At 62.7% G+C, this 18032-nt stretch carries 13 protein-coding genes and 2 pseudogenes; 11 read left to right on the plus strand and 4 right to left on the minus strand.

Features of this window, described 5'->3' with window-relative positions; genetic code table 11:
* Positions 1-22: 22 nt before the first annotated feature.
* On the minus strand, positions 23-328 hold the full coding sequence (locus SCLO_RS14865; protein ID WP_066521201.1) for a conjugal transfer protein TraD: 306 nt from the start codon (positions 326-328) through the stop codon (positions 23-25).
* A gap of 171 nt (positions 329-499) precedes the next feature.
* On the opposite strand from SCLO_RS14865, the pseudogene traA reads away from it, so the two are divergent.
* Positions 500-3165: pseudogene (gene traA / locus SCLO_RS14870) on the plus strand (Ti-type conjugative transfer relaxase TraA); the annotation flags it as partial.
* A 388-nt stretch (positions 3166-3553) separates the two neighbouring features.
* Positions 3554-4183, plus strand: a complete 630-nt coding sequence (locus tag SCLO_RS14875; RefSeq protein ID WP_123905525.1) for a DUF6118 family protein — start codon at positions 3554-3556, stop codon at positions 4181-4183.
* Positions 4184-4210: 27 nt separating this feature from the next.
* On the opposite strand, the gene SCLO_RS14880 is transcribed toward SCLO_RS14875, so the two are convergent.
* Positions 4211-6901, minus strand: coding sequence for a sensor histidine kinase (locus SCLO_RS14880; protein ID WP_066521205.1), 2691 nt, complete (start codon positions 6899-6901; stop codon positions 4211-4213).
* A 257-nt stretch (positions 6902-7158) separates the two neighbouring features.
* Here SCLO_RS14880 and kdpF point away from each other — a divergent pair, with 257 nt between their 5' ends.
* The 6 genes from kdpF (at position 7159) to tcmP (SCLO_RS14910) (ending at position 13283) form a co-directional block, all read left to right on the plus strand.
* Positions 7159-7248, plus strand: coding sequence for a K(+)-transporting ATPase subunit F (gene kdpF, locus SCLO_RS24420; protein WP_066521207.1), 90 nt, complete (start codon positions 7159-7161; stop codon positions 7246-7248).
* A gap of 15 nt (positions 7249-7263) precedes the next feature.
* A complete protein-coding gene (gene kdpA, locus SCLO_RS14890; protein ID WP_066521209.1) occupies positions 7264-8967 on the plus strand; it encodes a potassium-transporting ATPase subunit KdpA in 1704 nt (567 codons plus the stop codon).
* Positions 8968-8993: 26 nt separating this feature from the next.
* The gene (kdpB, locus tag SCLO_RS14895) at positions 8994-11024 is read left to right on the plus strand and encodes a potassium-transporting ATPase subunit KdpB (protein ID WP_066521211.1); all 2031 of its coding nucleotides are present in this window, start codon (positions 8994-8996) and stop codon (positions 11022-11024) included.
* A gap of 12 nt (positions 11025-11036) precedes the next feature.
* The gene (kdpC, locus tag SCLO_RS14900) at positions 11037-11624 is read left to right on the plus strand and encodes a potassium-transporting ATPase subunit KdpC (protein WP_066521214.1); all 588 of its coding nucleotides are present in this window, start codon (positions 11037-11039) and stop codon (positions 11622-11624) included.
* A gap of 9 nt (positions 11625-11633) precedes the next feature.
* The gene (locus SCLO_RS14905) at positions 11634-12341 is read left to right on the plus strand and encodes a response regulator (RefSeq protein ID WP_066521216.1); all 708 of its coding nucleotides are present in this window, start codon (positions 11634-11636) and stop codon (positions 12339-12341) included.
* A 537-nt stretch (positions 12342-12878) separates the two neighbouring features.
* On the plus strand, positions 12879-13283 hold the full coding sequence (gene tcmP, locus SCLO_RS14910; RefSeq protein WP_096362165.1) for a three-Cys-motif partner protein TcmP: 405 nt from the start codon (positions 12879-12881) through the stop codon (positions 13281-13283).
* Position 13284: 1 nt separating this feature from the next.
* Here the strand turns inward: tcmP (SCLO_RS14910) and SCLO_RS14915 are convergent, their stop codons facing one another.
* Positions 13285-14355 carry an IS630 family transposase gene (locus tag SCLO_RS14915; RefSeq protein WP_066522499.1) on the minus strand — a complete coding sequence of 357 codons (1071 nt, stop codon included), beginning with the start codon at positions 14353-14355 and terminating at the stop codon, positions 13285-13287.
* Positions 14356-14519: 164 nt separating this feature from the next.
* Between SCLO_RS14915 and SCLO_RS14920 the strand changes: the two are divergent.
* The 3 genes and pseudogenes from SCLO_RS14920 (at position 14520) to SCLO_RS14930 (ending at position 16781) form a co-directional block, all read left to right on the plus strand.
* A pseudogene (locus tag SCLO_RS14920) lies at positions 14520-15265 on the plus strand (IS5 family transposase).
* Entirely contained in the window at positions 15238-15984 is a 747-nt protein-coding gene (tcmP, locus tag SCLO_RS14925) for a three-Cys-motif partner protein TcmP (RefSeq protein ID WP_231923419.1), read from the plus strand. Before SCLO_RS14920 ends, tcmP (SCLO_RS14925) begins: the two are co-directional and overlap by 28 nt.
* A gap of 2 nt (positions 15985-15986) precedes the next feature.
* Positions 15987-16781 carry a DUF5131 family protein gene (locus tag SCLO_RS14930; protein WP_083949153.1) on the plus strand — a complete coding sequence of 265 codons (795 nt, stop codon included), beginning with the start codon at positions 15987-15989 and terminating at the stop codon, positions 16779-16781.
* Here SCLO_RS14930 and SCLO_RS14935 read toward each other — a convergent pair whose 3' ends face one another.
* Positions 16782-18032 carry a type II toxin-antitoxin system HipA family toxin gene (locus SCLO_RS14935; protein WP_066519993.1) on the minus strand — a complete coding sequence of 417 codons (1251 nt, stop codon included), beginning with the start codon at positions 18030-18032 and terminating at the stop codon, positions 16782-16784.

Genomic DNA, 18032 nt, shown 5'->3' on the forward strand with positions numbered 1-18032 from the left:
GTCGGTTCGCGCCTTTTGTGCTTCAAGCCGATGCCGCGCCGCCTTCGAGCGGTAGAGCGCCCTCCGGCTCACGTTCAGATCGCGGCGCAGGCTTGCGCGCCTTGCTCCGAAAGAAGGCCGCGCCCGCCTTGCGCCAGCCCTCCCTTGTTGTCGCGTCCTTGCTGGCGATGGCGTCGAGCAGCGCCCCGGCCAGCAGATCGGCGTCAAGCGTATCGGCCCCGGTTGCGGCGACCAGTTCGCCAAGCTGGCGCACGCGGCGTTCCTTAATCGCCTTCGCCTTGTCGGCAAGGGCCTTGAGTTCCGAATCAAAGTCACGCAGTTTACGCATCACAGTCTCCATTCTTTGCGGATAGAGTGATTCTAAAGTATCGTCGCGCGTAATGCTGTAGAGTCGCCGGGACGCTCTGGAACCACCTAGTCCCTGCTCGAATTTTATTCGAGAAGGGCGCGCTTATACGTCGTGCCGACGTGCGCTTAGTGGCGTAGATGGATTGCCCTCATGGCAATCTATCACTTCTCGGTCCAGGTCATCAGCCGCGCGGATGGACGCAGCGCCGTCGCGGCAGCGGCCTATCGTTCGGCCGACCGGCTGCACGACGAGCGCCTTGACCGCGACCATGATTTCCGCGCCAAGAGCAGCGTCGAGCATAGCGAAATCATGCTGCCGGAGAACGCGCCGGAGCAATGGCGCGACCGCGAACGCCTTTGGAACGATGTCGAGGCGTTCGAGAAGCGCAAGGACGCGCAGCTTGCCCGCGAGGTGGAGTTCGCCATTCCGCGCGAGATGTCGAAGGCGGACGGCATCGAGCTTGCCCGCGATTTCGTCGGCCAAGAGTTCGTCGCGCGTGGCATGATCGCGGATTTGAATGTGCATTGGGACATTGGCGCTGACGATCAGCCCAAGCCCCATGCCCATGTCATGCTCACCATGCGCGAGGTCAACGAGGATGGTTTCGGGCCGAAGGTCCGCGACTGGAACCGCACCGAGCTTGTCGAGCAATGGCGCGAGCGTTGGGCCGATCATGTCAACGCGCGCCTTGCCGAACTCGATATTGACGTCCGCATAGACCACCGCAGCCTTGAGGCGCAGGGCATCGAGCTTGAGCCGCAAGACAAGATCGGCCCCGCCGCACAGCGCATGGGCGAGCGCGGGCTTGAATCCGAGCGGATCGAGGATCACCGCGCCATCGCGCAGCGCAACGGCGAGCGCATCATTGCCGACCCGCGCGTTGCCCTGGACGCGATCACCCACCAGCAGGCGACCTTCACCACGCGCGACCTTGCCATGTTCATTTATCGGCACAGCGACGGCAAGGACCAATATGACCGGGCGATGAGCGCCGTTCGCGCCTCGCCCGATTTGATCGCCTTGGGCAAGGACGGGCACGGCGATGACAGGTTCACCAGCCGCGAGATGATCGAAACCGAGCAGCGGTTGCAGCGCGCATCGGAATTGATGGCCGAGCGCGAGCGGCATCGCGTGGATGAGAAGGACCGCGCCGCCGCACTGGCAAACGCGGAGGGGCGCGGGTTGGTGTTGACCGGCGAGCAGCGCGCGGCGTTCGACCATGTGACCGGCGAGCGGGGCCTTAGCGTTGTCGTCGGCTACGCAGGCACCGGCAAGAGCGCGATGCTTGGCGTTGCGCGGGAGGCGTGGGAGCGCAGCGGATTCGAGGTGCGGGGCGCGGCGCTGTCCGGCATCGCCGCCGAAGGCTTGGAGAACGGCTCCGGTATCGCGTCGCGCACCATCGCCAGCATGGAACATAGCTGGGCGCAGGGCCGTGATATGCTCACCGCGCGCGATGTGCTGGTGATAGACGAGGCGGGCATGGTCGGCACGCGCCAGATGGAGCGCGTTCTTTCTCATGCCGCCGACGCTGGCGCAAAGGTCGTGCTGGTAGGCGACCCGCAGCAGTTGCAGGCGATCGAGGCGGGCGCGGCGTTCCGGGCGATCAACGAGCGGCATGGCGGCGTCGAGATTACGGAGGTCCGTCGCCAGCACGAGGAATGGCAGCGCGACGCCACCCGGCATCTTGCGACCGGCCGCACCGGCGACGCGATCAGGGCCTATGCCGATCATGGCATGGTCCATGCGGCCGAAACGCGCGAGCAGGCGCGCGGTGATCTTGTCGAGCGGTGGGACCGCGAGCGCACCGACGCGCCGGATCAAAGCCGGATCATCCTCACCCATACCAATGACGAGGTGCGCGAGTTGAACGAGGCGGCGCGCGACCGGATGCGCGCGGCGGGCGAGCTTGGCGATGACGTGCGCGTGAAAACCGAGCGCGGCGACCGCGCCTTTGCGACCGGCGACCGTATCATGTTCCTCAAGAACGAGCGTGGGCTTGAGGTGAAGAACGGCACGCTGGGCACCGTCGAGCAGGTCAGCCCGGAGCATATCGCCGTCCGCACCGATGACGGGCGCAGCATCGCGTTCGACCTGAAGGATTATGCCCATGTCGATCATGGCTACGCCGCCACGATCCACAAGGCGCAGGGCATGACCGTGGACCGGGGGCACCCGGCATGGATCGCCACGGCTCCTATGTCGGTATGACCCGCCATCGGGACGGCATGGCGCTGCACTATGGCCGCGATGATTTCCGCGATCAGTCGAAACTCGTTCGCACGCTCAGCCGCGAGCGCGTCAAGGACATGGCGAGCGACTATGAGCGCCGCGACCCCGCACAGCAATTCGCAGAGCGGCGCGGCATCGGCCTTGGCGAACGGATCGTGGAAATGGCCCGCGCGGGAGCGGAGAAAGCGCGCGGAATCTTCGACGGCCTGCGCCTGTCCCTGTCCGCCCAACAGCGCGAGCCATCGGCCACGCCTGAACGATCGCGCTCCATCTTTGCGGATTTCAAACCGCCAGCCTCTGTTGCCGATCCCGCAAGGACGGCGCAGGCCGAGCGCGAGCATATCCGGCAGCTTGCCGTTCAGCGCCATGCCCGCGCCGTCGCTGACATATGGAAGATGCAGGACAAGGGCTTGCCCATCCTGCCCCACCAGCGCGCCGCACTCGACAAGGCCCGCGAGGCGATGAACCAGACGAGCAAGTACGCCGCGCACGACATGGAGCGCGCCTATAACCGCGATCCCGCGCTGGCATCGGATGCGGCAGGCGGCCGTGTCCGCCAGGCTATGCGCGCCATGCAGCTTGAAGCCGAAATCCGCACCGATCCCGACAAGCGCGCCGACAGGTTCGTGGAGGGCTGGCAGCAGCTCGGCCGGCATCGAGAGGAACTACAGCGCGACGGCGATTTCCGAGGGGCGCGCAAGGTATCTGAGCAGATGGCGGGCATGGCGAAAAGCCTCGAACGCGACGCGCAGGTGGAATCGCTGTTGCGCGACCGCAAGCAGGAATTGGGCATCGGCTTCGAGAAGGCCGCCAACTCTCCCACCACCTTTCCACCAGCGTCGGCATCGAGATGGGCCGGGGCCACGACCACGGACTTAGCAGATAGGAGAGAAGATCATGGGCAATTTGCCAGCCATTGCGCCCGAAGCTGATCCAGCCACCCACGCCTTCGCGCGACTCGCGGAGAAGGTGGACTTGCTGGAAGCGGCCATTGCCGGGCTTGCCGCCAAACGCGAAGCTACGCCCGATTACAGCGAAACGCTTGGCGAGATCGCGGCCTTGCTCGAAAAGATGCGGAGCTCGATCCACGCGCTGGCGCGCAGGCCCGCCATGGATATTACGCCCGCTGCAATGGCCGAGCGGATCGCGGCGGCCGCTGCCAGGGCACGCGCGGAGGATGCCGCGACCATCAATCAGATGCAGGAGCGATTCAACAGGGCCACGGCCCGGATGGAGTATATTCAGGGTACTATCGCCACCGCCCGCGAGCAGCGCCGCCAGTTTCATCTATGGGGGATCGGCGGCGCGCTGGCGGCCACGGTGCTTTGCTCATTCCTTCCCGGCTTCGTTGCGCGCGCCATGCCTGATAGCTGGCACCTGCCCGAACGCATGGCCGCGCGGACGCTGGACCTTGACCGATGGACGGCCGGAGAACGCCTGCTTGCCACGTCTGAGCCGGAACGCTGGCGAACAGTGGTTTTCGCCAATGCGATTTTGCAGGATAATCGCGGCGCTCTTGCGAATTGCCTTCGTGTAGCAGGCGCGAGCAACAAAGAAATCAGATGCAATATCCTGGTGAAATCGGCGTTACGTAGCGTGCTATGAGGACGCCACTGAGGTCAAGATACAGCGTTAAGCAGATGCTTGACCATGCTCTCCGTCCGTCTCCGTTCCAACAATCAGGTTGGACCCTATCGAGAGGGTGAAAGCCGCGCCGCCATCGGGATCGTTGGAGGCGCTTACGTCGATGCCCAGCGCTTCGGTAAACCCCTTGACGATCGCAAGCCCGAGGCCGCTCCCGCCGCGCCGGTCTCCACCCGCGCCTTGCGCGAACGTCTCGAATATCGCGGCTTCGGTTCCCGGTTCCAGGCCCGGTCCTTGGTCCCGCACCGTCAGCAGGATGGCATCACTTGTCCGTCGCCCAGCTATTGTAATCGGCCCATCGGCTCCGCCATGTTGAACAGCGTTGGCCAGCAGATTGATGAGGATATGGTGCAGCAGGCGAGCATCTGCCCGGACTAACGGCAGGTCGGCTGGCACCTTGAAGTCGATATGATGGCCGCGCAGCATATCCTTCAGATCATGGACGGCACCAGCGACGGCATCGGTCAGGTCGATCGGCTCAGGCACGAGATTCAACGCGCCCGCATCGAGACGAACCATATCGACCAGATTGTCGAGGAACCGCCGCAGCCTAGCCACCTCCGCGCGGGCAAGCGGCAGCGATGCGGCATCGGGGTGCTCGACCCCGATAGCTTCGATCGCGCCAGTGACGCCGGTGAGTGGCGTCCGCAGATCATGACCGATGGACGACAACAGGGCGGCGCGCAGCCGGTCGCGTTCCTTGAGCAGCGAGATGCTACGCATCTCATCTTCAAGATGCAGCCGCTCGTGTGCGAGCGCTGCCTGACCGACCAGCGTTGAGAGCAGCACGGCCCGGTCGGCGGGCACCGGATCGCGGCCATCGTCGCGCGCCACGCCGAGGACGGCGAGCACTCCGAGCGAGGTCTTGAGCGGATGAAACTGCCAATCCGCCACCGGCAGCGTGGCGCTACCGGAACCTGCCAGCTCGCCGCGAGTCCAAGCCCAATCGGCCGCCGCCTGATCCAACGGACTTAGTGTCGCGTCCGCCGGCATGGCGGCGACCGTGCGCAGCTTTCCATTCCGCTCAGCAAGAAGCACGGAGCGGACTTCCAGCAGCCGGGAGACTTCCTCGCATACCGCTTCCGCCGTCCCCGTGCGATCCGAAGCGCGAGCTAGAGTCTGGGAGAAAGCCGCCAGCGCCGCGCTTTCCTGAGCACTGCGCACGCCTAGCCTTGCCCTTGTTCGCAACCGACCGGCCAGATTGCTGGAAAAGGCCGCAACCCCGGTCAGGATCAGCATTGTAAGGACACTTTGCGGGTCCGCGATCGTGAACGTCCAGGTTGGCGCAAGGAAGAAGAAATTGAACGCGAGAGCGGCGGCGAGACTGGCGACCAGGCCCGGCCGTAGGCCGTAGAGACTGGCGGCGATGATGACCGGAACGAGATAGAGGAGGTCGATCGCGCCGGTGCCGATCCAGGGTTGCGCCAGCACGGCCAGCAGCGTCGTGCCCGCGATCATCAGTGCGATAGCAGCATAGGTCCGGGGACGCCCCCAACCTCTGAGCAGCGTTCGCACCTGATCGGATGACGCCTCGCCTTCTGCCACCGAAGGGATGACATGCACAGCGACGCCCTGCGCGCTTTTGACGAGCGCATCGACCACCGATCCGTGGCGGAACTCGAACCACCAACTGCGCTGCGACTTTCCGATCACAACCTGGGTTGCGCGCATCCCTTCGATCTGGCTGCGCAGGCCGGCGACGACGCTTTCCGCGGGCACAGTCGCAATGGTGGCACCTAGTGTCGCTGCCAGCGCGAGCGAAGCGGCGACACGCCGCTTTGCCACTTCATCGAACCCCTCGCTGCGCGGTGTTTCGATATGCACCGCCATCCAGGGCGCGCGCAGAGCGTCGGCAAGCCGCTTGGCAGTCCTGACCAGCGCGTCCGATCCAGGCTGCTCGCTGACGGCGAGGAGGATGCGATCGCCCGCGCCGAAGGTGCCGGGCAACGCGGTGGCGTCCAACTCCTGCAACATCTGGCGATCGACGCTGAGCGCCGCGCGGCGAAGCGCCATCTCGCGCAGCGCGGACAGGTTCGGCTTGGAGAAGAAATGGCCCAGCGCGCGGGAAGCCTCATGTGGCACATAAACCTTGCCCTCTTTCAGCCGGTCGATCAGTTCATCAGGCGGCAGGTCAACGACCATGATCTCGGCGTTTTCGAACACGCTATCAGGCACGGTTTCGCGCACGCGGACGCGCGTAAAGCTGGCCACTACATCGTTGAGGCTTTCGACGTGCTGGATATTCAGTGTGGTGTAAACGTCGATTCCCGCATCCAGCAGTTCTTCAATGTCCTGCCATCTTTTCGGATGCCGACTGCCTTCAATATTGGTGTGGGCATATTCGTCCACCAGCGCGAGGGCTGGCGCGCGGGCAAGCACGGCATCCAGGTCCATTTCGGTCAGGGTGCGGCCGTGATATTCGATGCTGCGGCGCGGGATCACCTCGAAAGGTTCCAGCAGCGCTTCAGTCTCGGCCCGGCCGTGCGTTTCGACCACCGCCACCACAACATCGACGCCTTCGCGCAGTAGGCCGGCTCCCTCGGTCAGCATCGCGAAGGTCTTGCCCACGCCGGGAGCGGCACCGAGAAATATCTTGAGCTGCCCACGCTCTGCGCGCCGCGCTTGCCGCAGTAGGGCATCTGGCGAAGGTCTTTTCTCGTTGGCGGCATGATCGGACATGACCAAGTGCTTACGCTCGCTTGTTTCCCGGCACCATGCGCGACTTGTTCAACTTAATGCGGATTTAATGCGGCACCGCATTTTCGCCCGCGAAACTTAATGCACTTGAAGCGTAGTCACAGGGCGACAGCGGCCCGACTCCACGGGTCCGTCACCTGAGGAATTATCCATGTCCGATCTATTGTGGCTCGGGCTGCTCGCCGGGCTGTTCGCCCTGACGCTCGCCTACGCCAAGCTCTGCGACGAAGCCTGAAGCCATGCCGTCGTCGCTCATCATCGCCGGCATCGTTGCCATCGCTCTCCTCCTCTACCTCGTTGTCGTGCTCCTGCGGCCCGAGCGCTTCTGACCGGAGCCATAAACCATGACCATAGCAGGCTGGGCACTGATCCTGCTCTTCACCATCGTCACTTTCGCGCTGGCTAAGCCGATGGGGCTATGGCTTTTCGCGCTCTACGAGGGCCGCACGACGCCACTGCATCGGTTGCTTGGTCCGGTCGAGCGCGGCTTTTACCGGCTCGCGGGGATCAACCCCGCCGAGGAACAGGGATGGCGGCGCTATGCCATCCATATGCTGTTGTTCAACCTCGCCTTGCTGCTGCTCACCTATGCGGTGCTGCGCCTGCAAGCCGTTCTCCCGCTCAACCCGCGAGGCTTTGCCGGTGTCAGCGCTGACGGCGCGTTCAACATCGCGGTCAGCTTCACCACCAACACCAACTGGCAATGGTATGCGGGCGAAACGACGCTCTCGAACCTGAGCCAGATGCTCGGCCTCACCATCCATAATTTCCTGTCGGCGGCGACGGGCATTGCCATTGCCTTCGCGCTGTTTCGGGGTTTCGCGCGGCGTGAGGCGAAGGGCGTTGGTAATTTTTGGGCGGATGTGACGCGGATCACTCTCTACCTGCTGCTGCCGCTTTGCATCCTCTATGCGCTGTTCCTGATCGTCAGCGGTGTCCCGCAGACGCTAGCTGGGTCGGTGGACGCGACGACGCTCGAGGGCGCGCGGCAGACCATCGCCCTGGGGCCGGTCGCCAGCCAGGAAGCGATCAAGATGCTTGGCACCAATGGCGGGGGCTTCTTCAACGCCAACAGCGCGCATCCGTTCGAGAACCCCACGGCGCTCACCAATTTCGTGCAGATGCTTTCGATCTTCGCGATCGGCGTCGGCCTCGCCTATGCTTTCGGCAAAGCGGTCAAGGACACGCGGCAAGGCTGGACGATCCTCGCCGCGATGGCCGTTTTGTTCCTTGCCGGCACGGCCGTCGCCTATTGGCAGGAAGCGGCGGGCAACCCCGTCCTCCATCAGCTAGGCATTGCCGGCGGCAATATGGAAGGCAAGGAGGTTCGCTTCGGCATCGCCGCCTCGGCCCTGTTCGCCGTCATCACCACGGCCGCGTCCTGTGGCGCCGTCAACGCCATGCACGACAGTTTCACGCCTCTGGGCGGCATGATCCCGCTGTTCAACATGCAGCTTGGCGAGGTAGTGGTCGGCGGTGTCGGCGCGGGCATTTACGGCTTCCTGCTGTTCGCCATCCTCGCGGTTTTCGTCGCCGGGCTAATGGTCGGCCGCACGCCCGAATATGTCGGCAAGAAGATCGAGGCGCGCGAGGTCAAGCTGGCCGTGCTCGCCATCGCCGTGCTGCCACTCTGCATCCTCGGGTTGACTGCGTTGTCCGCCGTGTTGCCTGCCGGCCTCGCGGGGCCGCTCAATAAAGGACCGCATGGCTTTTCCGAGATCCTCTACGCCTACGCCTCGGGCACGGGAAACAACGGATCGGCCTTCGCTGGCCTGACGGCGGGCACGCCGTTCTATAACGGGCTGCTCGGCATCGCCATGTGGCTGGGGCGCTTCTTCGTGATCGTGCCGGTGCTCGCCATCGCTGGCAGCCTTGCCGCCAAGCGCTACACGCCGGCCACCAGCGGCTCCTTTCCCACCACGGGCGGACTATGGGTTGGCCTACTGGTGGGCATCATCCTGATCCTGGGCGGCCTCACCTTCCTGCCCAGCCTCGCACTCGGTCCCATCGCCGATCATCTCGCGATGATCGAAGGTCAGCTTTTCTAACGGACATTGTTGTGATGGAAATTGGCATGAACACACCTTCCTCCATGTTCAGCGCTTCGCTGGTCCTGCCCGCGATCCGGGATGCCTTCGGCAAGCTGAATCCGCGCGAACTGATCCGCAATCCGGTGATGTTCGTGACCGCCTGCGTCGCGACGCTGCTCACCCTTCTCCTGATTCTTGGCGAACCGGGTCTGCCGCTCGGCTTCCAGCTCCAGCTCATTCTCTGGCTCTGGCTGACCGTGCTGTTCGGCACTTTCGCCGAGGCGCTGGCCGAAGGCCGGGGCCGCGCACAGGCCGCCTCGCTCCGCGCCACCAAGGCCGAACTGAAAGCCAAGCTCATGCTGGGCGTCGGCGACACCTATGAGATCGTTCCCGCCAGCCGGCTTGAAAAGGGCGAGATCGTGCTTGTCGAGACGGGCGATTTGATCCCCGCCGATGGCGAGGTGATCGAAGGCGTTGCCAGCGTCAACGAGGCGGCGATCACCGGCGAAAGCGCGCCGGTGATCCGCGAGGCGGGCGGCGACCGTTCCGCCGTGACGGCTGGCACGCGCGTTATTTCCGACAGGATCACGGTTCGCGTCACCGCTGAACCGGGCCAGGGCTTCCTCGACCGGATGATCGCGCTGGTCGAAGGCGCGGAGCGTCGCAAAACGCCGAACGAGGTGGCGCTCACCATCCTGCTGGTCGGTCTCACCATCATCTTCCTGATCGCGGTGGCCACGATACCGGGCTTTGCCGCCTATGCCGGGGGCATGGTGCCTGTGGCGCTGCTCGCCGCGCTGCTTATCACGCTCATTCCCACGACCATCGCGGCGCTGCTTTCCGCCATCGGCATCGCGGGCATGGACCGGCTCGTGCGCTTCAACGTGCTCGCCAAGTCGGGCCGCGCGGTTGAGGCAGCCGGCGACGTGGATGTGCTGCTGCTCGACAAGACTGGCACCATCACGATCGGTGATCGGCAAGCGAGCGAGTTCCGCCCGCTCGCAGGCGTGGATGTCGATACGCTCGCCGAGGCGGCGCTGCTGTCCAGCCTAGCAGACGAGACACCGGAAGGGCGCTCGATCGTGGTGCTGGCGCGGGAGCGTCACGCGGTTCGCGTCGCCGCGCTCGTGGCCGGCTCGGAGGTCATCCCCTTTTCGGCGCAGACCCGGCTTTCGGGCGTTCGCGTGGCGGACGCGCTCATCCAGAAGGGCGCGATCGATTCCGTGCTTAAAGCCCATGAGCAGCCCGGGGACAGCCTCGCCGTCCGCGAATTGATACGCGTTACCGATGAGATTGCGCGGGGTGGCGGCACGCCGCTCGCCGTCGTCCGGGAAGGAAAGTTGCTCGGTGCCATTCACTTGAAAGACGTGGTGAAGGCGGGCATCCGCGAACGCTTCGGCGAGCTGCGCAAGATGGGCATACGCACGGTGATGATTACCGGCGACAACCCGCTGACCGCCGCCGCCATAGCGGCCGAGGCGGGTGTGGACGACTTTCTCGCCCAGGCCACGCCCGAGGACAAGCTGGCGCTGATCCGGCGCGAACAGGCGGAGGGCAGGCTGGTCGCCATGTGCGGTGACGGCACCAACGACGCGCCCGCGCTCGCCCAGGCGGATGTCGGCGTCGCCATGAACACGGGCACGCAGGCGGCGCGCGAAGCGGGCAACATGGTCGATCTCGACAGCGATCCCACCAAGCTGATCGAGATTGTCGGCCTGGGCAAGCAACTGCTGATGACGCGCGGCGCGCTCACCACCTTTTCGGTGGCGAACGATGTCGCCAAATATTTCGCGATCATCCCGGCGATCTTCGTCGCGCTCTATCCGGGCCTTGGCGTGCTTAACGTCATGGGACTAGCGACGCCGCGAAGCGCGGTGCTGTCCGCGATCATCTTCAACGCGCTCATCATTCCGCTGCTGGTGCCGCTCGCGCTGAAAGGCGTGCGCTATCGGCCGATGGCGGCCGGGCCGCTGCTAGCGCGCAACCTGTCCATCTACGGCCTGGGCGGCCTGGTCGCGCCTTTCATCGGCATCAAGCTGATCGACCTCGCCGTGTCCGGCCTCCATCTTGCCTGAGGATTTCTCGCCATGCTTTCCGACCTTCGTTCCGCATTGCGCCCCGCGCTGGTGCTCACCTTGCTCTTCGCGCTGCTGCTGGGCTTGGCCTATCCCCTGGCGCTCACCGGCATAGGTCAGGCACTTTTCCCCTATCAGGCAAACGGCAGTCTGGTCCGCGAAGGCGACCGGGTTATCGGTTCCGCGCTCATCGGTCAGGCATTTGCCAGCGACCGCTATTTCCACGGACGGCCCTCCGCCGCTGGCGCGAACGGCTATGATGCCGCCGCCTCCGCAGGTTCCAACCTTGGCCCCGCCAGCAAGGCGCTGGCCGAGCGTGTCCGCAATGATGCGCAAGCACTTGCCGCCCTCGCACCGGGTCGCCCCGTCCCGCCCGATCTGGTGACGACCTCCGCCTCGGGACTCGATCCCCATATCAGTCCCGAGGCGGCCTTGTATCAAGTCGATCGCGTCGCCAAAGTGCGGGGCTTGCCGGCCGAACAGGTCCGCGCATGGGTCCAGGCGCGGATAGAATATCCCCTTCTAGGATTCATCGGCGAGTCTCGCGTCAATGTTCTCGCGCTCAATCGCGCGCTCGACCGGGAGACGAAGGGCAACTAATCTCACACTATGGCATCGGTCGCAAAAATCCTGATCGTCGAAGATGATGCCCATATACGGCGGCTGTTGCGCACGGCTGTTCAGCGTGCCGGTCACGGCGTCGTGGAGGCGACGAGCGCGCGCGAGGGACTGTCCCTGCTGGACATCGAGAAGCCCGATGTCGTGCTGCTCGATCTTGGCCTTCCCGATCGTGACGGGCTGGAATTGATCCAGCCGATGCGAAGCCGGTCGAGCGCGACGCTGATTGTCGTTTCGGCGCGGGAGGACACGACGGAGAAGGTGGCCGCCCTCGATCTTGGCGCGGACGACTATCTGACCAAGCCGTTCGACACGGAGGAACTGCTGGCCCGCATCCGCACGGCCATGCGCCACCGCACTCCCGACCAGGAGACGGAGCGGGTGATCGAGACGGGCGACGTGCGGATCGACCTTGCGCATCGCCGGGTTGAACGCGCAGGCAAGGATATTCACCTAACGCCCAAGGAATATGGCGTGCTCGCCGAGTTGAGCCGGCGTCCCGATCGGGTCGTGAGTCATGCGCAGCTACTTCGCGCGGTTTGGGGAGCCGCGCAGGAGGATCGCGTCGATTATCTCCGCATTGCGGTGCGCGGCCTGCGTCAGAAGCTGGAAACTGACCCGTCCCGCCCGCGATTGATCGTCAATGAGTTGGCAGTTGGTTATCGGCTGCGTGTCCGATCCCCGGAAGAACGACCCTGACCTTCTTGCTTGCGAGGGTTTGGAATCGTCTCAATCCAGCCCCATAGGCACCAGCAAGTCCCACATAAAATGTGGGAACATATGTGGGGGTGTTTTTTTGAGATCACCCTTTTATCGTGGAAAATCAGCACGATAAAAGGGTTGACTGGTGCCCAGAAGAGGACGGACAAGTAATACTCAAGTATTTGAAATACTTGGTAGATATACATTTCGGAGATTGAAATGCCACTTGCCATGCCCCCAAATCAGATTTGCAGTAAAGATTTGGGTCTTTGGGCGGTGTTTCAGGCACATTCACCTTGTATCATTATGCCTCTTTGGCTTCAAGGTTGAATTGCATAATCTGCCATTCCGGGGTGATGGATTCGCGCTAATGCAGACCCCTAATAATCTGGAAAAAGGTGCCGTTATGGAAAACGGAACTGAACGCCGTCCGCCTCTGGCGTGACCGGCGTGCCCCCAACGCCGGGAGCATTCAAATTGCGCTCGTTCATTTTTTGTTCTATTGAGGAAACTCACACGCGGCGTTGAGGCAATATGAGCGCGCAAAAGTTTTTCGAAGAGCGAACCGATCAGTCTGAGGTCAAGGCTCGTATCGTAAGCAAATATTTTTCGACGTGGGCGCAGGTCGTTATGCCAACTGTTGCCAGATCAGGCGGCAAGATCGCTTATATGGATCTTTATGCAGGTCCAGGGCGCTATCGGGATGGAGCTGCCTCCACACCCTTGCTGGTTCTTCAGGCAGCGATTGATCATCCGCAAATGTCTCAGATGCTCACCGCTTATTTCAATGATGCTGATGGAAACAATACGTCCACGCTTCAAAATGAAGTCGGAAAACTGCCCGGGTTCGAAAAACTGCGTTACAAGCCCAATATAACCTGCGGTGAAGTGGACGACGATGCGGCCACGTATTTCAATGAAACTCGGCTAGTGCACTGACTCAGTCGGTTGGTACAGGCAGCCGCCTGAGTTTGGCGAGAATGGTCTCGGCCGGCTTGGTCCAGACGAAGGGCTTAGGGTCGGCGTTCTGCTTTCGGATGTAAGCGCTAATGGTGTCCTGGAGGTCGACGACGGAGGTGAAGACGCCGCGCCGGATGACCCTTCGGGTGAGCGCCGAGAAGAAGTTCTCGACGGCGTTGAGCCATGAGCCCGAGGTCGGGGTGAAATGGAACACCCAGCGTGGATGATCGGCGAGCCACTCCAGGACCTTCGGATGCTTGTGGGTGGCGTAGTTGTCGAGGACGGCGTGGATCACCTTGCCGGCAGGAACGGCGCGCTCGACGGCGTTGAGGAACTTGATGAACTCCTGGTGCCTGTGCTTGGGCATGCAGCGACCGACGACTGTGCCGTGGAGGACGTCGAGCGCGGCGAACAGGGTGGTCGTGCCATTGCGTTTGTAGTCGTGCGTCATTGTTCCGCATTTGCCCGGCTTCAACGGCAGACCGGGTTGGGTTCGGTCGAGGGCCTGGATCTGGCTCTTCTCGTCGATCGAGATGACGACGGCGTGAGCCGGCGGGGCCATGTAGAGACCGACGATGTCTTCGACCTTGGCGGCGAAGGCGGGGTCGCTCGATCTCTTGAAGGTTCGCAGACGGTGGGGTTGGAGGTGATGGACCTGCCAGATGCGCTGGACGGTTCGGAGCGAGACGCCGAAGGCTTTGGCCATTGCGCGGCCGGTCCAATGGGTCACGGCACCGGGCGGTTCGGAGCAGGTCAACGCAACGATCCGTGCGACGACGGGCGCGGCGATCGGCGCCGTACCGGGCTTGCGCGTCTTGTCGCGGAGAAGACCATCGACGCCTTCCTCAGCGAAGCGCTGTTGCCAGCGCCAGACCGCAGGTCGGCTGACGCCGGCGCGGCGGGCCACTTCGAGCACCGGCAAGCGGTCGCTGGAGAGCAGCACGATCCTGGCGCGCAGCACATGCTTGAGCGGGCAGTTGCGGTCGCCGACGATTTGTTCAAGCCGAGCACGGTCGGCGGCGTTCAAGAGGATGTTGACGGTCTGGGCCATGACGGGAGAGTCGCATGTCCTAGACGATTTGTGAATCTCCCGTCTGCGTCATTGCACTAGGTTTCGTGGACAAAGCTTGACTGGGGACTCGGTCGCTGATTCAAGGCTGGCTTTTGGAGGCAGCCTTGGGCGAGCGGATCGGCGTTACGGACGAAGAATGGGAAGTGATCGGGCCGCTGCTGCCGCCTGAGCACGGTCGTGGATGCCGCCCGGCGCAGGATAATCGCCCTTATTTCGAGGGCATGATGTGGATTGCGCGGACCGGCGCGCAATGGCGGCACCTGCCGGACGAGTATGGCAAGTGGAACAGCGTGTTCCGGCGCTATCGACGATGGGTCACGACCGGCGTGTTCGATGCCATGCTCGAGACGCTGGCCGAACTGGCGGGGCGCGACGCGGCCGCCGACATGATCGACAGCACGGTGGTCCGGGCACATCATTGTGCCGTCGGCATAAAAAGGGGACTCAGCAAACCGAGGCGCTTGGCCGATCGCGAGGCGGCTTCACGACGAAGCTCCACGCAAGGTGCGATGCCAGGGGCCTCCCCCTCGGCTTCGTGCTGACACCCGGACAGGCGCACGATGTGCAGGGCTTCGCCCCACTGTTCCGTATGATAACCGACCGGATCAAGGCCTTCCTGGCCGACCGGGGCTACGATGCCGATGCGATCCGCGAAGAGATCGAGGCGGCGGGTGTCGAGGCGGTGATCCCTGCCAAGGTCAACCGGCGCAATCCCGCCCCGCACGACCGCGCGAAATACAAATGGCGCAACCTGATCGAACGCCTGTTCAACAAACTCAAGAACTGGCGGCGCATCGCGACCCGCTACGATAAAACCAAAGAATCATACCTCGGCTTCGTAGCGCTCGTGTCAGTCAAACTCTGGATACCCTTTGTCCACGAAACCTAGTTCCGTCTTTTTCATTCGTAGATCCGTTTGGTTACAAAGGATTATCTCTAAAGATCGTGCAGGGAGTTATAAAAGATTGGGGATGTGATTGCGTGTTTTTCTTCAATTATAATAGGATTAACGCAGGCATCAGCAATCCGGGTGTTAAGCAGCATATGGACGCGCTTTTTGGGGAAGAGCGCGCAAATGCCCTGCGCGCAAAACTGCCTGGGCTCAGTCCAGAATTGCGAGAGGCTGCGATCCTGGAGGCGCTGGCGAATGAGATTCATTCGTTGGGTGGCAAATTTGTCTTGCCCTTCACGTTCAAGAACAGCGAGGGCACACGCACTTCCCACAAGCTGATATTCGTGTCGAAGCACTTCAAAGGCTACGAGATCATGAAAGATATCATGGCAGCCGAGAGCTCGACAACGGACGAAGGTGTTCCATCACTCACGTACTCACCAGCAGATGCCTCAATGCCGCTTCTTTTCTCGCTTGCGCAACCGATGTCCAAATTGAAGGGGATGCTGCTCGAACACTACGCTGGCCAAACATGCTCTCTCGATGAAATCTACGAAAGCCACAGCGTGGGCAAGCCATATATCAAGAAAAACTATCGAGAAGCGTTGAACACTCTGGAGGCAGCTGGTCAGGTATCGGCGTATTCAACCAAAGGAACGCGCCGAAAGGGCACTTACCCCGACCACGTGAAGATACAGTTCAAGGGCGGTATCTGAACGTGGCAACGAACTCATCAATTGAATGGACGGAAGCGACTTGGAACCCGGTGGTTGGTTGCACGGTAATCTCACCAGGTTGCACAAACTGTTATGCGATGCGCATGGCGCGGCGGCTTGAGGCCATGGGGCAGCCCAAGTATTCAGGCACTACGCGCTTGTCGGGCGGCCGCCCGAAGTGGAATGGGACGGTGCGTATCGACGAGGAGAGCCTGAATCTTCCTGCCAGATGGCGCACTGGTAGAATGATTTTCGTCAACTCAATGTCTGACCTTTTCCATGACGCCGTGCCTTTGAGGTTCATAAGGCAGGTTTTCGAGACGATGGCGGCGACCCCGCAGCACACGTATCAAATTTTGACCAAGCGGGCCGAGCGTCTGGAGGAGTTGGCTTTAGAAATCGATTGGCCGAAAAATGTGTGGATGGGGGTAAGCGTCGAGAATTCAGACTATCTCTACCGCATTGACCATCTCCGCAGGACTAGAGCTCAAACTAAATTTTTGAGCCTCGAACCTTTGCTTGGGCCTCTCGAAAACATGAATCTGCAGAGCATCGATTGGATCATCGCGGGTGGCGAGAGTGGCCCTGGAGCAAGACCGGTGGAGCCTGGCTGGGTTCGTTCGATCCGTGACCAATGCATTGCAGAAGGGGCGGCGTTTCACTTCAAGCAATGGGGCGGCGTCAACAAGAAGAAGGCCGGACGGATCCTAGATGGCAGGACTTGGGACGAATTTCCCCAATCTCGTCGGGAAGCCATGACTACTTCGGAGCTGAAAAAGCTCGGCCTGGTTGACTGATTAGCAATTTTCGATTGCGAGACGGAAGCAGGTGGCAAAGCGTCCGCGATCAGCAGCACTGACTCCGGCTTCGGTGAATTTCTCCTCCCAGCCTCCGGCCACCTGCATGCGCATGTCTTCGACCATGGCTTGGGCCTGGTCGGGCGCGAGGTCGAACCCGGCAGCGCCAGCGAGAGCATTGGCGACAGTGGCGTCCCGGCCTTGCGGGCCGACGCCCAGCACCAGGCGTCGTTCAAGGCCGACCTGCGGCTTAGGCACGACATCGTAAAGCGGTGACAGTCGCCAACCTTTGCCGTCGAACAGGAAGCCATGGTTGCGCAGGTGGTCGTCGTCATTGGTTACGAGGATGTTGAACACCATGCGCCGGAACAGTTCGTGGAGATCGCGGCGCACTTCGGTGCCATGCTGGCGAAGAACGGCCGCGAGGTCCGCGTAGCTGTAGCGGCTTACTTCGCTCTCGTGCGCGCCGAGCATGGTCAGGCCGGAGGCGAAGGGCCGCCGCTCCAGCCAGTTGCCGTGCGACTGGCGATCGAACCGTTCGATCAGATAGATGTCGCGTTCCAGCACGCGCCTGAAGTCGAGCGCCGGAACGTCGAGGCCACAGGTCGCAGCAAGGCGCATGGTCGCCAGCTCGACCCCGCATTCGGGGAAACTGTCATTGCGGGCCTGGAACTTGGCAATCCACGGCTGGCCGTCAATTTCGGTCGCAGCCTTTGGGCGCGCGCCACCGAGTGACGAACCGGCGGTGAGCAACCGCCGCAGGTTCTCGTCGAGCTGATCGACATGCTGCGCGCGCTCGGCAGCTTCGGCCAGTTCTTCCAGGGTAAAGTGTTCGCCCGGCGCATTGCCATCGCCCCACGGCGTGATGCGCTCCGGACGCTCGGGCGTGGGGCCGAATGCCAGTGCGCCCACCCGGTAATCGCCAGAGGCCAGGATCAGATCGATATCGCTCGGCAGGCGGTCGCCCATCGCCTTGTACATCAGGTATTGGCCCCAGCCATCGGGAGCTGCGTCGCGAATGCCGCCGAAGACGGCAAAGCCTTCTTCGGTCCGGAATGTGCGTTCAGTGCCCGGCTCGTGAAGCGGCAGTGCCACCGGATCGACAGGAACGCGATCCGGACGGGCGAGGTAGCGGCGACCATAGGCGAAAGTCGCGAACTGGTTGCGCGGTTCGTCAGTCATCGTCAGCAGCCCAGCTGGAACAGGGCCGCCTGCGAGGTGAACGAACACATAGGTGCGCACCGTTGCCAT

The organism is Sphingobium cloacae, from assembly GCF_002355855.1.
GTDB lineage: Bacteria > Pseudomonadota > Alphaproteobacteria > Sphingomonadales > Sphingomonadaceae > Sphingobium > Sphingobium cloacae.

Coding starts and splice junctions, on each gene's coding strand:
- SCLO_RS14865 (WP_066521201.1), bottom strand. CDS start 328: ATGCGTAAACTGCGTGACTTTGATTCGGAACTCAAGGCCCTTGCCGAC.
- SCLO_RS14880 (WP_066521205.1), bottom strand. CDS start 6,901: ATGTCCGATCATGCCGCCAACGAGAAAAGACCTTCGCCAGATGCCCTA.
- kdpF (WP_066521207.1), top strand. CDS start 7,159: ATGCCGTCGTCGCTCATCATCGCCGGCATCGTTGCCATCGCTCTCCTC.
- kdpA (WP_066521209.1), top strand. CDS start 7,264: ATGACCATAGCAGGCTGGGCACTGATCCTGCTCTTCACCATCGTCACT.
- kdpB (WP_066521211.1), top strand. CDS start 8,994: ATGAACACACCTTCCTCCATGTTCAGCGCTTCGCTGGTCCTGCCCGCG.
- kdpC (WP_066521214.1), top strand. CDS start 11,037: ATGCTTTCCGACCTTCGTTCCGCATTGCGCCCCGCGCTGGTGCTCACC.
- SCLO_RS14905 (WP_066521216.1), top strand. CDS start 11,634: ATGGCATCGGTCGCAAAAATCCTGATCGTCGAAGATGATGCCCATATA.
- tcmP (WP_096362165.1), top strand. CDS start 12,879: ATGAGCGCGCAAAAGTTTTTCGAAGAGCGAACCGATCAGTCTGAGGTC.
- SCLO_RS14915 (WP_066522499.1), bottom strand. CDS start 14,355: ATGGCCCAGACCGTCAACATCCTCTTGAACGCCGCCGACCGTGCTCGG.
- SCLO_RS14935 (WP_066519993.1), bottom strand. CDS start 18,032: ATGGCAACGGTGCGCACCTATGTGTTCGTTCACCTCGCAGGCGGCCCT.